Genomic DNA, 13,887 nt, shown 5'->3' with positions numbered 1-13,887 from the left:
AAAGCTGCAAACGGCATCGTGGGCAACGGGGCAATGCCGCGACCCGATACGTGTGACTGTAATAAGGTATACAGCCTGATGTTGAATACGCTGATCGTTGGTGCCAGTGGTTATGCTGGCGTAGAGCTTGCCACCTACCTGAATCGCCACCCGCATATGAACATAACCGCTTTGGCGGTTTCAGCGCAAAGCCCGGATGCCGGAAAGTTACTCTCCGATCTCCATCCGCAGCTGAAAGGCAGGGTCGATTTGCCATTGCAGCCGCTGGGTGATGCCGCAGAGTGGGCCGGCAAGGTCGATGTGGTGTTCCTCGCCACCGCGCACGAAGTCAGCCACGATCTGGCCCCGGAATTCCTGAAAGCCGGCTGCGTGGTGTTCGACCTCTCAGGTGCGTTCCGCGTTAACGACGACGGCTTTTATCAACAGTATTACGGTTTCAGCCATCAGCACCAGGCGTGGCTCGACAAAGCCGTTTACGGCCTGGCCGAATGGAACCACGCGCAGATTAAAGACGCGCAGCTGGTGGCAGTGCCGGGTTGCTATCCGACCGCCGCGCAGCTGGCGCTTAAACCGCTGATTAAGGCTGGCCTGCTTAATCCGGCTCAGTGGCCGGTCATCAATGCCACCAGCGGCGTCAGCGGTGCCGGACGTAAAGCCAGCGTCACCACCAGCTTCTGTGAAGTCAGCCTGCAGCCGTACGGCCTTTTCAATCACCGTCACCATCCGGAGATTGTGGCCCATCTCGGCACGCCGGTGATCTTCACGCCGCATCTCGGTAATTTCCCGCGCGGCATTCTGGAAACCATCACCTGCCGTCTGAACGCCGGTGTGAGCCAGCAGGATGTGGCGGCGGCGTTCCACAGCGCTTACCACGATAAACCACTGGTGCGGCTGTACGACAAAGGCGTACCGGCGCTGAAAGCGGTGGTTGGCCTGCCGTTCTGCGATATCGGCTTTGCCGTGCAGGGCGAGCACCTGATTGTTGTCGCAGCGGAAGACAACCTGCTGAAAGGCGCCTCCTCACAGGCGGTGCAGTGTCTCAATATTCGTTTCGGCTTCCCCGAAACGCTGTCTCTGATTTAACGGACGGATAACCTGACCATGAGCAATCCTCTGATCATTAAGCTGGGCGGCGTACTGCTGGATAGCGAAGAAGCGCTGGCGCGTCTGTTTGATGCCCTGCTGGCGTACCGCACGCAGTATCAGCGTCCGCTGATCATCGTCCACGGCGGTGGCTGCCTGGTGGACGAGCTGATGAAGAAACTGGCGCTGCCGGTGAAAAAGAAGAACGGTTTGCGCGTGACGCCAGCCGATCAGATCGACATTATTACCGGTGCGCTGGCCGGCACCGCCAACAAAACGCTGCTGGCATGGGCGAAGAAGTACGGCATTGGCGCAGTGGGTTTATGCCTCGGCGATGCCGGGCTGGTGAACGTGGCACAGTTCGATGAGGAGCTGGGGCATGTCGGCAACGCCACGCCGGGCAATCCGCAGCTGCTCAATACGCTGCTGGATGCAGGCTATATGCCGGTGATCAGCTCGATTGGCATCACCGACGGCGGCGAACTGATGAACGTCAACGCCGACCAGGCCGCGACCGCGCTGGCGGCGACGATCGGTGCCGATCTGGTGCTGCTGTCGGACGTCAGCGGTATTCTCGACGGCAAAGGTCAGCGCATCGCCGAGATGACCGCAGCCAAAGCCGAGCAGCTGATTGCCCAGGGCATTATTACCGATGGCATGATTGTGAAAGTGCATGCGGCGCTCGACGCGGCGCGTACGCTGGGCCGCCCGGTGGATATCGCCAGCTGGCGTCATGCTGAACAGCTGCCAACCCTTTTCAACGGCGTGTCGATTGGCACCCGGATTCTCGCATAATCAAGGATTACGACATGAGCACGCAAAACATCAAAAAAATCGTTCTGGCTTACTCGGGCGGTCTGGATACCTCGGCCATCATTCCCTGGCTGAAAGAGAACTACGGTGGTTGTGAAGTGGTGGCGTTCGTGGCCAACATTGGTCAGGATCCGGCCGATCTGGAAGGCGTAGAGAAGAAAGCGCTGCAGTCGGGCGCGTCTGAGTGCCACGTGGTCGATCTGCGTGAAGAGTTTATCAGCGAATACGTTTACCCGGTGCTGCAGACCGGTGCGCTGTACGAAGGCACCTATCTGCTGGGCACCTCAATGGCGCGTCCTATCATCGCCAAAGCGCAGGTTGAACTGGCGCTGAAAGTGGGCGCAGACGCGCTGTGCCACGGCGCAACCGGTAAAGGCAACGATCAGGTGCGTTTCGAAACCACCTATACCGCGCTGGCACCGCAGCTTAAAGTGGTGGCGCCATGGCGTGAGTGGAACCTGCGTTCGCGTGAAGCGCTGCTGGATTACCTGAAAGAGCGCAATATCCCGACCACCGCGTCGCTGGAAAAAATCTACAGCCGTGATGAGAACGCCTGGCACATCTCGACCGAAGGTGGCGTGCTGGAGAGCCCGTGGAACGCGCCAAACAAAGATTGCTGGGTGTGGACCGTCGATCCGCTGGAAGCGCCGGATCAGCCAGAAAACGTCACTGTCAGCGTGGAGAAAGGCCAGGTTGTGGCGGTGAACGGTGAGAAACTGAGCCCGTTCCAGTGTCTGGAAAAACTCAATGCGCTGGGAGCGAAACACGGCGTGGGCCGGATTGATATCGTGGAAAACCGTCTGGTGGGCATTAAATCACGCGGCTGCTACGAAACCCCGGGCGGCACCATTATGGTCAACGCGCTGCGTGCGGTTGAGCAGCTGGTACTGGATCGCGACAGCTTCAAATGGCGTGAACAGCTGGGTCAGGAGATGTCTTACGTGGTGTATGACGGCCGCTGGTTTGCACCGCTGCGTCAGTCAATCCAGGCCGCTGCCGCATCGCTGGCAGAGCTGTTGAACGGGGAAGTGGTACTGCAGCTGTATAAAGGCCAGGCCACGGCGATCCAGAAAAAATCGGCGAACAGCCTGTACTCAGAAGAGTTTGCCACCTTCGGCGAAGACGAAGTGTACGATCACCGTCACGCGGGCGGCTTTATCCGTCTGTTCTCGCTCTCTTCACGCATTCGCGCGCTGAACGAGCAGAAGAAGTAATACCGGCGGCAGGCGACATATTTTGCAGGGGCGGCTTCGGGCCGCCCTTTGTTTAACAGATTCAGGAGCAAACAGATGGCACTTTGGGGCGGACGTTTTTCGCAGGCGGCAGATCAACGGTTTAAACAGTTCAACGATTCACTGCGGTTTGACTACCGCCTGGCGGAGCAGGACATCATCGGTTCGGTGGCCTGGTCAAAAGCGCTGGTAACGGTAAACGTGCTGAGCAGTGAAGAGCAGCAGCAGCTGGAAGCCGCGCTGAATGCGCTGCTGGAAGAGGTTCGCGCCAATCCGCAGCAGATTCTGCAGAGCGATGCCGAGGATATTCACAGCTGGGTGGAAGGCAAGCTGATCGACAAAGTCGGCGCGCTGGGCAAAAAGCTGCACACCGGGCGCAGCCGTAACGACCAGGTGGCGACCGATCTCAAACTGTGGTGTAAAACGCAGGTGGCACTGCTGCTGGAAGCCACGCGCGAGCTGCAGTCAGCGCTGGTAGCCACGGCTGAAGCCAATCAGGATGCCGTGATGCCGGGCTACACCCACCTGCAGCGGGCGCAGCCGGTGACGTTTGCCCACTGGTGTCTGGCCTACGTTGAGATGCTGGCGCGCGACGAGAGCCGTCTGCAGGATACGCTGAAGCGGCTGGATGTCAGCCCGCTGGGCTGCGGCGCGCTGGCCGGTACTGCTTATGAGATCGACCGTGAGCAGCTGGCCGGCTGGCTCGGCTTCGCCTCTGCCACGCGTAACAGCCTGGATACCGTGTCGGACCGCGATCACGTGCTGGAGCTGCTGTCTGATGCCTCGATTGGCATGGTGCACCTGTCGCGCTTCGCTGAAGACATGATCTTCTTCAACACCGGTGAAGCCGGCTTTATTGAGCTGTCCGATAAAGTGACGTCGGGCTCATCGCTGATGCCGCAGAAGAAAAATCCGGACGCGCTGGAGCTGATCCGCGGCAAGTGCGGTCGTGTGCAGGGCGCACTGACCGGCATGATGATGACGCTGAAAGGGCTGCCGCTGGCGTACAACAAAGATATGCAGGAAGACAAAGAAGGGCTGTTCGATGCGCTCGATACCTGGCTTGACTGCCTGCATATGTCAGCTCTGGTGCTGGATGGCATTCAGGTGAAGCGTCCGCGCTGTCAGGAAGCCGCCGAGCAGGGTTACGCTAACTCGACCGAACTGGCCGATTATCTGGTAGCCAAAGGCGTGCCGTTCCGCGAAGCGCACCATATCGTCGGCGAAACCGTGGTGGAAGCGATCAAACAAGGCGTCGCGCTGGAAGCATTAAGTCTGGCGCAGTTTAAGCAGTTTAGCGCGGCGATCGGGGAAGATGTTTATCCGGTGCTGTCGCTGCAGTCTTGTCTCGATAAGCGTAACGCGCGCGGCGGCGTGGCACCACAGCAGGTGGCGCTGGCGATCGGCGAAGCGAAGCAGCGCTTAAACCTGGCGTAATGCGCGCCAGGAAATTTCTTTCGCAAAAAAGAGACAATTCTTGATCGGTCTGGCGTGAAGAGTTCTTAAAGTGTGCTCGCAGTTAATTTGGAGAACATAAATGAGCACTTCACGCTTTGGCTACCCTTTCTTTCCTCTGGAGCCGGCCGTTGAAAACCAGGTTCCTGTCACCTTCGATTCCGCCTCGGTGAATGACGGCGGTTTTATTGTCGATGGCGAAATCACCCGCGATACGCGCCCTGCGCTGAACGGCTATGCCGGCCGGGGCGTCACGCTTGAGTGTTACCATCACGGCGAGTTAGTAGGCAGCACGCTCAGCGATGCTCAGACCGGCTACTTCAGTTTTACGTTGCCTGACGCGCTGGCTGGCGGGAATCATCAGTTCGTGGCACAGGTGGCGGCAATGCCGCAGAGCGCAAGCGCACCCTTCACACTGATCGTGGAGGATGCCGGTTTTGTACCGGTCACGCTAACCGCCATGCACAGCGGCACGCAGTTTATCTGGCCGGAAGAGAGCACTACGCAAACCCAGCCGACCTTTTCCGGTAAAGGCCAGCCCGGCAGCCGGGTTGAGCTGTTTGATAACGATGAGCCGCTCGGCAGTGCGCTGGTCGATAGCGATCACAAATGGACCTTTACGCCGTCTCATGCGCTGGCCGCTGGCGAGCATCAGATCGTGGTGACATGCGGCGCAGGGAATGTCAGTGCGCCGGTCAGCCTGATCGTCGCGGATGATATTACGGGAGATGTGGCCCGGCCGGAGGCACTCAGTGGCCTGCATCTGCACGACCTGCTGGCCAGCGTGCCGGTTAACCTGTTCCAGGACGCGGAGCTTAACCCGGCCACGCAGCAGTATGAGCTGGTGCTGAATAATGACGATCTGCAGCAGGAGCTGACGCAGTCCGGTATTGTTGGCCACTTCCTGGTGCTGACGGAGCAGGATTTGCAGCAGTTGCTGGGTGATGTACCACTGTGATGCAAAGGCAAAAAAAAGCGGGCTTTAAGTAGCCCGCCAACCTCTAGCTTCGGAATTACATATAGTTATAGGCACATCATCAAAGGGCTGGCACTCCCGGCCAACTCAGTGATTTCGTGAGCAGGTTGCAGGTGCTGCTCCAGATTGTTGTTGTTGCGTGTCTGCGTTAGCCGCTTTAACAATCTGTGGTCTTAATCAGATGGCCGGTATTATTCCTGTTCACCGCTTGATAGGGCTAATCGTTCATTGCTATTCTATCTATCGCCACGGGCTATCGTGGTTTGGAGGCTATCAATGAACATTCGTGATCTGGAATATCTGGTTTCGCTGGCGGAACATCGCCACTTTCGTCGTGCCGCTGATGCCTGTCATGTCAGCCAGCCGACCCTGAGCGGGCAGATTCGCAAGCTGGAAGATGAACTGGGTGTGATGCTGCTGGAACGGACCAGCCGTAAGGTGCTGTTTACTCAGGCTGGACTGCTGCTGGTGGATCAGGCGCGAACCGTGCTGCGTGAAGTGAAGGTACTGAAGGAGATGGCCAGCCAGCAGGGCGAAACCATGTCCGGGCCGCTGCACATTGGTCTGATTCCGACCACCGGTCCCTATCTGTTGCCGCATATTATTCCGATGCTGCATCAGACCTTCCCGAAACTCGAGATGTATCTGCACGAGGCGCAAACGCAGCAGCTGCTGGCGCAGCTCGACAGCGGTAAGCTCGACTGCGCGATTCTGGCGCTGGTAAAAGAGAGCGAAGCTTTTATTGAAGTGCCGCTGTTTGATGAGCCGATGAAGCTGGCGATCTACCAGGATCACCCGTGGCACGATCGCGATCGTGTGCCGATGTCGGATCTGGCTGGTGAGAAACTGCTGATGCTGGAAGATGGTCATTGTTTGCGCGATCAGGCGATGGGCTTCTGCTTCGAAGCCGGCGCTGATGAAGATACCCATTTCCGCGCGACCAGCCTGGAAACGCTGCGCAACATGGTAGCAGCTGGCAGCGGTATCACTTTGCTGCCGTCGCTGGCGGTACCGAATGAGCGCGTACGTGATGGCGTGTGCTATCTGCCGTGTTACAAACCGGTGCCGCAGCGCACCATCGCGCTGGTGTATCGTCCGGGATCGCCTCTGCGCAGCCGCTATGAGCAGCTGGCAGAAGCAATTAAAACCCACATGCAGGGTTACCTGGACCGTTCGTTAAAACAGGCGGTTTAAGCCGTTTAACGCCGCTACGCGGTAGGCTTCGGCCATGGTGGGGTAGTTGAAGGTGGTGTTCACGAAATACTCAATCGTGTTACCGCCGTTCTTCTGCTCCATAATGGCCTGGCCGATGTGAATGATCTCCGCCGCACGCTCGCCAAAGCAGTGAATACCCAGAATCTCTTTGGTTTCGCGGTGGAACAGGATCTTCAGGCTGCCAACGTGCATGCCGACAATCTGCGCGCGCGCCAGATGCTTAAACTGCGCACGGCCCACTTCATACGGCACTTTCATCGCCGTCAGCTGCTGTTCGGTTTTGCCGACGGAGCTGATTTCCGGAATGGTGTAAATCCCGGTCGGGATATCTTCAATCAGGTGCGCGGTGGCTTCCCCTTTGATGATCGCCTGCGCGGCAATGCGGCCCTGATCGTAAGCGGCAGAGGCCAGGCTCGGGTAACCAATCACGTCGCCCACCGCATAAATGTGCGGCTGCGCGGTCTGATACATACTGTTCACTTTCAGCAGTCCACGGCCATCGGCTTCCAGCCCGACGTTTTCCAGCGCCAGTGAATCGGTATTACCGGTACGGCCGTTAGCGTACAGCAGGCAATCGGCTTTGACCTTTTTGCCGGACTTGAGGTGCATGATGACGCCATCGCTGACACCTTCAATCTTCTCAAACTCTTCGTTGTGACGAATCACCACGCCGCTGTTCCAGAAGTGATAAGAGAGCGAATCAGACATCTCCTGATCGAGGAACGCCAGCAGGCGATCGCGGGTGTTGATCAGGTCAACCTTGACGTTAAGGCCGCGGAAAATCGACGCATATTCACAGCCAATCACGCCCGCACCATAAATGATGACGTGGCCGGGTTCATGATGCAGGTTGAGGATGGAGTCGGAGTCGTAAATGCGCGGATGGGTAAAATCGACGTCCGCCGGGTGATACGGGCGGGAACCACAGGCGATGACAAACTTCTCTGCGGTTAAGCGCTCGCGCGTGCCGTCTGGCTGTTCCACTTCGATGGTGTTGGCATCAACAAAATGGGCGTCGCCCTGATAAAGCTCACAGCGGTTACGCTCGTAAAAGCCCTGACGCATGGCAGTCTGCTGGCTGATGACGTTCTCAGTATGATTCAGAATGTCGGCGAACGAGGAGCGCAGGAGTCGGGTGTGATCGCTATAAAGAGGGTTTTGATTGAACTCGATGATACGGCTGACAGCGTGACGCAGAGCTTTGGAAGGGATGGTTCCCCAGTGAGTACAACCGCCGCCGATGTTGTGGTAGCGTTCGATCACTGCAATGCGCGCTCCCTGCTTCACCAGCCCCATCGCCGCACCTTCGCCGCCCGGACCGGAGCCAATCACAATGGCATCGTAATCGTAAGACTTTTGCATACCAGTACGTCCTATGTTTCTATACATTTTTACAACGAGATTCTAACATCTCGCCGCGCACATCTGAATTCTAACAGCGTAAATTGGCAAAGTTTGACAATCAGTGAGGTTAACAGGCGGTCACAAACTTTGCGCCGCTGTACGCTGAAAAGTTTGTTATAGTGCCTGCCTGATTACTCACAAGGCCGGGAAAATGGGCGTTCGAGCGCAACAAAAAGAACGTACACGACGTTCACTGATTGAAGCGGCATTCAGTCAGTTAAGTGCAGAAAGGAGTTTTGCCAGCCTGAGTTTACGCGAAGTGGCACGCGAAGCCGGCATTGCACCGACCTCGTTTTACCGTCACTTTCGCGATGTGGATGAACTCGGCCTGACGATGGTCGATGAAAGTGGCCTGATGCTGCGCCAGCTGATGCGCCAGGCGCGCCAGCGCATTGCCAAAGGCGGCAGCATCATTAAAACCTCGGTCGCCACGTTTATGGAGTTCATCGGGAACAATCCCAACGCTTTTCGTCTCTTACTACGCGAGCGCTCCGGCACCTCAGCGGCTTTTCGTGCGGCGGTCGCGCGGGAGATTCAGCACTTTATCGCTGAACTGGCCGACTACCTTGAGCTGGAAAACCGCATGCCGCGCAGCTTTACCGAAGCGCAGGCGGAAGCGATGGTGACGATTGTGTTCAGCGCCGGCGCGGAAGCGCTGGATGTGGATATCGAACAGCGGCGCAAACTGGAAGAGCGTCTGGTGCTGCAGCTGCGAATGATCGCCAAAGGCGCGTATTACTGGTATCGCCGGGAGCAAGAGCGCCTGGCGGTTACCCTGGAAACCCCCGAAGAGTAATGTGATAAGGATAATGAAATGATTGAGCAAAACCCTCGCGATAAAGGAACGCTGTTACTGGCTTTTATCACCGGTTTAGCTATCAACGGCTCCTTTTCGGTGCTGTTCAGCACCTTTGTTCCCTTTTCGATTTTCCCGCTGATCGCCCTTGGCCTTGCCGCGTGGTGTCTGCATCAGCGCTATCTCAACCGCAATATGCCGGACGGCATGCCTTCGCTGGCGGCGGCATTTTTTCTGCTGGGGATTCTGGTGTACAGCGCGCTGGTGCGTGCCGAATATCCGGATATCGGGTCTAACTTCATCCCGACCATTCTGATGGTGGCGCTGGTGTTCTGGATCGCCATGCGCTTCCGCCGCAGCAAGAACAAGCACTGAAAACAATCACGGGAACCGCAGGGTTCCCGTTTTTTTTAGGCTTTGCGCGTCAGTAACACACCGCATTCCATATGGTGGGTGTAAGGGAACTGGTCAAACAGCGCCAGCCGCGTGATGTTATGCGTGGCACTCAGTACGCTGAGGTTGTCGCACAGCGTCTGCGGATTACAGGAAATATAGAGAATACGCGGATAGGCCTGCACCATCTTCACCGTCTCATCATCCAGCCCGCTGCGCGGCGGATCGACAAAGATGGTCTCGCACTGATAGCTGTTGAGATCGATGCCTTCCAGACGGTTAAAGCTGCGCACGCCGTTCATCGCCTGGGTAAACTCTTCGGCCGCCATACGGATAATTTGCACGTTGTCGATGTGGTTGGCCGCGATGTTGTACTGCGCCGAAGCCACCGACGGTTTGGCGATTTCCGTCGCCAGTACGCGGCGGAAGTTACGCGCCAGCGCCAGCGAAAAGTTGCCATTGCCACAGTACAGCTCCAGCAGATCGCCGCGCGAATCTTGCGTCACGTCCAGCGCCCACTCCAGCATCTGAATATTCATCGCCGCATTCGGCTGAGTGAAGCTGTTCTCCACCTGACGATAGATCATCTCCTGGCCGGCTACCGGCAGGCGCTCATCGACGTAATCGCGATCGAGGCAGATTTTGGTTTTCGTGGCACGGCCAATCAGCTGCACATCAAACCCTTCTGCACGCAGGCTATCGCGCAGCGCAGTCGCGGCTTCGGTCCAGTCGGCTTCCAGCTTGCGGTGATACAGCAGTGAAATCACGATCTGGTTGCTGAGGGTGGAGAGATAATCGATCTGGAACAGTTTGAAACGCAGCGCGCGATTATCGCGGATCGCGGCGATCAACTTTGGCATCAGCGTGTTGATCAACTGGCTGGCCGCCGGAAACTGATCGACGCGGATACGCTGTTTGGTCTCTTGATCGAAGATGATGTGATAGAGATCGTCACCGTCGTGCCAGATGCGGAATTCGGCGCGCATACGATAGTGGCTGACCGACGAGCGGAACACCTCCACGTCGGGCGCTGCGTAGGGGGCCATCATCGCCTGTAAGCGGCTGACTTTTTCCGCCAGTTGCGCGTCGTATTGTTCAATCGGGAGTTGTTCGGGTGTCATCTTCAATCCTGGTGTTAAGCCTGCCTGCCGGGCGATTGTAGGCATTCACCTGCTGATGTCCAGCCCCGGACAGTGCAGGAAGGCTGGCAGTCTGGATTTCCGGCCTTCTTAAACGTAGACTGCGGCTGCCGGCCTCCTTGAGTTAAAAGGGAATCCAGTGTGAATCTGGAGCTGACGCGCAGCGGTAAAAGAATGTCGTGGTGATCGCAATTGCAGACACTGTCCTCGCGGATGGGAAGTCTTCACCACTTATGATTCCCAGCCCGAAGACCTGCCGGTGTGACGTCGCAACTTCTGAGATCATCGCGTGCTATCGATCCCGGACCTGCGGCATCCTGCTTCGTCTTTTGGATGCTATAACAATGAAAACAACACACGCTTCGCTGTTTGCCTTTAGTGCAACGGCGTTGTCGCTCTGGGCGCAATCTGGCTACGCGCAGCAGAATGATGATACGCAAATCGTTACCGCCAACCGGTTTTTGCAGCCGGTTTCCTCCGTTCTCGCGCCGACGACAGTCGTGACCCGCGACGATATCGATCGCTGGCAGGCTAAAAGCCTGACGGACGTGATGCGTCGCCTGCCTGGCGTGGACATCGCGCAGAACGGTGGCCTCGGCCAGTTGAGCTCGCTGTTTGTGCGCGGCACCAACTCCAGCCACGTACTTATACTCATCGACGGTATCCGGCTAAACCAGGCGGGTGTGTCCGGATCGTCTGATTTAAGCCAGATTCCGCTTTCTCTGGTCCAGCGCATCGAATATGTGCGCGGTGCGCGCTCGGCGGTGTATGGTTCCGATGCGATTGGCGGCGTGGTGAACATCATCACCGGTCGTGATAAGCCGGGCACGACGCTGAGCGCGGGCGTGGGCTCGAAAGGCTATCAAAACTATGAAGGTTCTACCCAGCAGCAGCTGGGGGCAGCCACGAAGCTGACCATGGCGGGCAACTACACCTACACGCGCGGCTATGATGTGGTGGCAAACCTGCCGGATGTGTATGGCGATCCGGCGCAGAAAGATCGCGATGGCTTCATGAACAAAACACTGTATGGCGCGCTGGAACACCAGTTCAGTGACGGGCTGAGCGGCTTTGTCCGTGGCTACGGTTTTGACAACCGCACGGCCTACGACGGCACCTACAGCTACGATAACAGTTTCAACATCAATGGATTAAACGATACCCGCCAGCTCTACAGCCAGACCTGGGACAGCGGCCTGCGTTACAGCAACGACATTTATTCGACGCAGCTGATCGCCAGCTACAGCCGCAGCAAAGACTATAACTATGATCCGCGTACAGGCCGCTACGGCCCGTCGACCACGCTGGATGACAGCAAGCAGTACAATGTGCAGTGGGGTAATACGTTGCAGGTGGCGCAGGGCAGCGTAAGCGCGGGCGTGGACTGGCAGAAACAGACCACGGAACCCGGCACGGCTTACGTGGCTGACAGTACTGAGCTGCGTAACACCGGCATTTATGCCACCACCCAGCAGCAGCTGGGCAGCGTAACGCTGGAAGGCGCGGTACGCGGTGACGACAACAGCCAGTTTGGCTGGCACGGCACCTGGCAGGGCGGGGCGTCATGGGCGTTTGTTGATGGCTATAGCGTGTTTGCCGATTACGCGACGGCGTATAAAGCGCCTCGTCTCGGCCAGTTGTATGGTTCTTATGGCAACAGCGACCTGAAGCCGGAAGAGAGCAAACAGTGGGAAGCGGGCTTCTCCGGCCTGACCGGGCCGGTAAACTGGCGCGTATCCGGTTATCGTAACGATATCGATAATCTGATTGATAGCGATCCCACCACCTATATCTATTACAACATTGATAAAGCGCGCATTAAGGGCGTGGAAGCCACGGCGTCGTTCGATACCGGTCCGCTTAGCCATCAGATTTCTTACGACTATGTCGATGCGCGCGATGCTGAAACCGATCAACCGCTGGTGCGCCGTGCGAAGCAGCAGGTGAAATACCAGCTCGACTGGACGATTTATGAGTTTGACTGGTCACTGACCTATCATTATCTCGGCGATCGCTATGATACGGATTACAACCACTCCTTTACCCCGCAGCGCGTCAAACTGGGCGGTGTAAGTTTATGGGATCTGGCAGTTTCGTATCCGGTCACATCACAGCTCACCGTTCGTGGTAGAATTGCCAACCTGTTCGATAAAGACTACGAGACAGTGTATGGCTATCAAACTCCAGGAACGGAGTACTATCTCAGCGCCAGCTACAGCTTCTGATCTGCGCCCCACCGTGCTGGTGTTTGACTCCGGCGTCGGTGGGCTCTCCGTCTATGATGAGGTCCGGCAACTGCTGCCGGGCCTGCACTATCTCTATGCCTTCGATAATGCCGGCTTCCCTTACGGTGAAAAAAGCGAAGAGTACATTGTTGAGCGGGTCGTGGCGGTGGTGGAGGCTATCGTGCAGCGCGTGCCGCTGGCGTTAGTGGTCATCGCCTGTAACTCCGCCAGTACTGTATCCCTGCCAGCGTTGCGTCAGCGCTTTGAATTCCCGGTCGTTGGCGTCGTGCCTGCGATTAAACCGGCGGCCCGTCTGACGCGTAACGGCGTGGTCGGCCTGCTGGCCACGCGCGGCACGGTGAAACGACCTTACACCCATGAGCTGGTGGCGCAGTTTGCGCGCGAATGTAAAATCGAAATGCTGGGCTCGGCGGAACTGGTCGAACTGGCGGAAGCCAAACTGCACGGAGAAACGGTGTCGCTGGACGATGTGCGTCGCGCAGTACAACCGTGGCTGCGTATGAAAGAGCCGCCGGATACCGTGGTGCTGGGTTGTACCCATTTCCCGCTGTTACGTGAAGAGCTGCAGCAGGTGTTGCCTGATGGCACCCGGCTGGTGGATTCGGGCGCAGCCATTGCACGGCGCACTGCCTGGTTGTTAGAGCACGAAGCGCCTCAGGCGCGTTCCAGCGGACAGAATGTGGCATTTTGTACGCGTATGGATGACGAAGTGGTGCAATTATCACCGGTTTTGCAGCGTTATGGCTTCCCGCTGCTGGAAAAACTGGCGATTTGACGGGCTTTCGCCGAAAAAAACAGCACTCGAAAATTAATTTGCATTTAGCCCTTGTCAGCCCGAAAGAACTCCCTATAATGCGCCTCCACTGACACGGCACAACGGCTTACGAAGCGCCCTGTTAGTGAGGTGGCCCTTAACGGCAACCTTCAGAAAAGCAAAAATAAATGCTTGACTGAGAAAGCGGAAAGCGTAATATACGCATCCCGCGCCGCTTGAGAAATCGCGGCACTGCTCTTTAACAATTTATCAGACAATCTGTGTGGGCACTCGCAGGATTGATATCACAAGCCTACGGGCTTTAAAAAATATCAAGTCTTTGCTGAGTGAACACGTAATTCATTACGAAGTTTAATTCAC

Annotated in this window: 12 protein-coding genes and 1 riboswitch; of the genes, 10 read left to right on the top strand and 2 right to left on the bottom strand. The window is 57.1% G+C overall.

Annotated features, from left to right (window positions below; genetic code table 11):
- Positions 1–78: 78 nt before the first annotated feature.
- The 6 genes from argC (at position 79) to oxyR (ending at position 6,753) form a co-directional block, all read left to right on the top strand.
- Positions 79–1,083, top strand: a complete 1,005-nt coding sequence (gene argC, locus C1Y42_RS21115) for an N-acetyl-gamma-glutamyl-phosphate reductase (protein ID WP_104094282.1) — start codon at positions 79–81, stop codon at positions 1,081–1,083.
- 18 nt (positions 1,084–1,101) lie between these two features.
- Positions 1,102–1,878, top strand: coding sequence for an acetylglutamate kinase (argB, locus tag C1Y42_RS21110; RefSeq protein WP_021506830.1), 777 nt, complete (start codon positions 1,102–1,104; stop codon positions 1,876–1,878).
- Positions 1,879–1,892: 14 nt separating this feature from the next.
- The gene (locus C1Y42_RS21105) at positions 1,893–3,110 is read left to right on the top strand and encodes an argininosuccinate synthase (RefSeq protein WP_104094281.1); all 1,218 of its coding nucleotides are present in this window, start codon (positions 1,893–1,895) and stop codon (positions 3,108–3,110) included.
- A 75-nt stretch (positions 3,111–3,185) separates the two neighbouring features.
- Positions 3,186–4,565 carry an argininosuccinate lyase gene (gene argH / locus C1Y42_RS21100; RefSeq protein ID WP_104094280.1) on the top strand — a complete coding sequence of 460 codons (1,380 nt, stop codon included), beginning with the start codon at positions 3,186–3,188 and terminating at the stop codon, positions 4,563–4,565.
- Between the two features lie 100 nt (positions 4,566–4,665).
- Positions 4,666–5,541: an Ig-like domain-containing protein gene (locus C1Y42_RS21095; protein WP_104094279.1), complete on the top strand. Its 876-nt coding sequence runs from the start codon at positions 4,666–4,668 to the stop codon at positions 5,539–5,541.
- A gap of 294 nt (positions 5,542–5,835) precedes the next feature.
- Positions 5,836–6,753, top strand: a complete 918-nt coding sequence (oxyR, locus tag C1Y42_RS21090; protein ID WP_021506826.1) for a DNA-binding transcriptional regulator OxyR — start codon at positions 5,836–5,838, stop codon at positions 6,751–6,753.
- Here the strand turns inward: oxyR and sthA are convergent.
- A complete protein-coding gene (gene sthA / locus C1Y42_RS21085; protein WP_021506825.1) occupies positions 6,736–8,136 on the bottom strand; it encodes a Si-specific NAD(P)(+) transhydrogenase in 1,401 nt (466 codons plus the stop codon). The genes oxyR and sthA overlap by 18 nt on opposite strands.
- Before the next feature lie 193 nt (positions 8,137–8,329).
- Between sthA and fabR the strand changes: the two genes are divergently transcribed.
- Positions 8,330–8,974: an HTH-type transcriptional repressor FabR gene (gene fabR / locus C1Y42_RS21080; RefSeq protein ID WP_031279587.1), complete on the top strand. Its 645-nt coding sequence runs from the start codon at positions 8,330–8,332 to the stop codon at positions 8,972–8,974.
- A gap of 18 nt (positions 8,975–8,992) precedes the next feature.
- Positions 8,993–9,349 (top strand): YijD family membrane protein, encoded by a 357-nt coding sequence (locus C1Y42_RS21075; RefSeq protein WP_021506823.1) that lies wholly within the window; start codon positions 8,993–8,995, stop codon positions 9,347–9,349.
- A gap of 35 nt (positions 9,350–9,384) precedes the next feature.
- On the opposite strand, the gene trmA is transcribed toward C1Y42_RS21075, so the two are convergent.
- Positions 9,385–10,488, bottom strand: coding sequence for a tRNA (uridine(54)-C5)-methyltransferase TrmA (trmA, locus tag C1Y42_RS21070; RefSeq protein ID WP_104094278.1), 1,104 nt, complete (start codon positions 10,486–10,488; stop codon positions 9,385–9,387).
- Between the two features lie 112 nt (positions 10,489–10,600).
- Positions 10,601–10,782, top strand: a riboswitch (cobalamin riboswitch).
- 68 nt (positions 10,783–10,850) lie between these two features.
- On the opposite strand from trmA, the gene btuB reads away from it, so the two are divergent.
- Both btuB and murI read left to right on the top strand, forming a co-directional pair.
- The gene (gene btuB / locus C1Y42_RS21065) at positions 10,851–12,731 is read left to right on the top strand and encodes a TonB-dependent vitamin B12 receptor BtuB (RefSeq protein ID WP_104094277.1); all 1,881 of its coding nucleotides are present in this window, start codon (positions 10,851–10,853) and stop codon (positions 12,729–12,731) included.
- Entirely contained in the window at positions 12,676–13,527 is an 852-nt protein-coding gene (murI, locus tag C1Y42_RS21060) for a glutamate racemase (protein WP_040679621.1), read from the top strand. Before btuB ends, murI begins: the two co-directional genes overlap by 56 nt.
- Positions 13,528–13,887: the final 360 nt, after the last annotated feature.

It is taken from the genome of Pantoea sp. ICBG 985, from assembly GCF_002928365.1.
Classification (GTDB): Bacteria; Pseudomonadota; Gammaproteobacteria; order Enterobacterales; family Enterobacteriaceae; genus Pantoea; species Pantoea dispersa.
Note: the sequence above shows the minus strand (reverse complement) of the source record. Positions and strands in the feature narration are given on the sequence as shown.

What these genes read in the sequence shown, in the direction of transcription:
- oxyR (WP_021506826.1), top strand. Translation starts at nt 5,836, where the DNA reads ATGAACATTCGTGATCTGGAATATCTGGTTTCGCTGGCGGAACATCGC.
- C1Y42_RS21105 (WP_104094281.1), top strand. Translation starts at nt 1,893, where the DNA reads ATGAGCACGCAAAACATCAAAAAAATCGTTCTGGCTTACTCGGGCGGT.
- argC (WP_104094282.1), top strand. Translation starts at nt 79, where the DNA reads ATGTTGAATACGCTGATCGTTGGTGCCAGTGGTTATGCTGGCGTAGAG.
- argH (WP_104094280.1), top strand. Translation starts at nt 3,186, where the DNA reads ATGGCACTTTGGGGCGGACGTTTTTCGCAGGCGGCAGATCAACGGTTT.
- argB (WP_021506830.1), top strand. Translation starts at nt 1,102, where the DNA reads ATGAGCAATCCTCTGATCATTAAGCTGGGCGGCGTACTGCTGGATAGC.
- fabR (WP_031279587.1), top strand. Translation starts at nt 8,330, where the DNA reads ATGGGCGTTCGAGCGCAACAAAAAGAACGTACACGACGTTCACTGATT.
- trmA (WP_104094278.1), bottom strand. Translation starts at nt 10,488, where the DNA reads ATGACACCCGAACAACTCCCGATTGAACAATACGACGCGCAACTGGCG.
- C1Y42_RS21095 (WP_104094279.1), top strand. Translation starts at nt 4,666, where the DNA reads ATGAGCACTTCACGCTTTGGCTACCCTTTCTTTCCTCTGGAGCCGGCC.
- murI (WP_040679621.1), top strand. Translation starts at nt 12,676, where the DNA reads ATGGCTATCAAACTCCAGGAACGGAGTACTATCTCAGCGCCAGCTACA.
- btuB (WP_104094277.1), top strand. Translation starts at nt 10,851, where the DNA reads ATGAAAACAACACACGCTTCGCTGTTTGCCTTTAGTGCAACGGCGTTG.
- C1Y42_RS21075 (WP_021506823.1), top strand. Translation starts at nt 8,993, where the DNA reads ATGATTGAGCAAAACCCTCGCGATAAAGGAACGCTGTTACTGGCTTTT.
- sthA (WP_021506825.1), bottom strand. Translation starts at nt 8,136, where the DNA reads ATGCAAAAGTCTTACGATTACGATGCCATTGTGATTGGCTCCGGTCCG.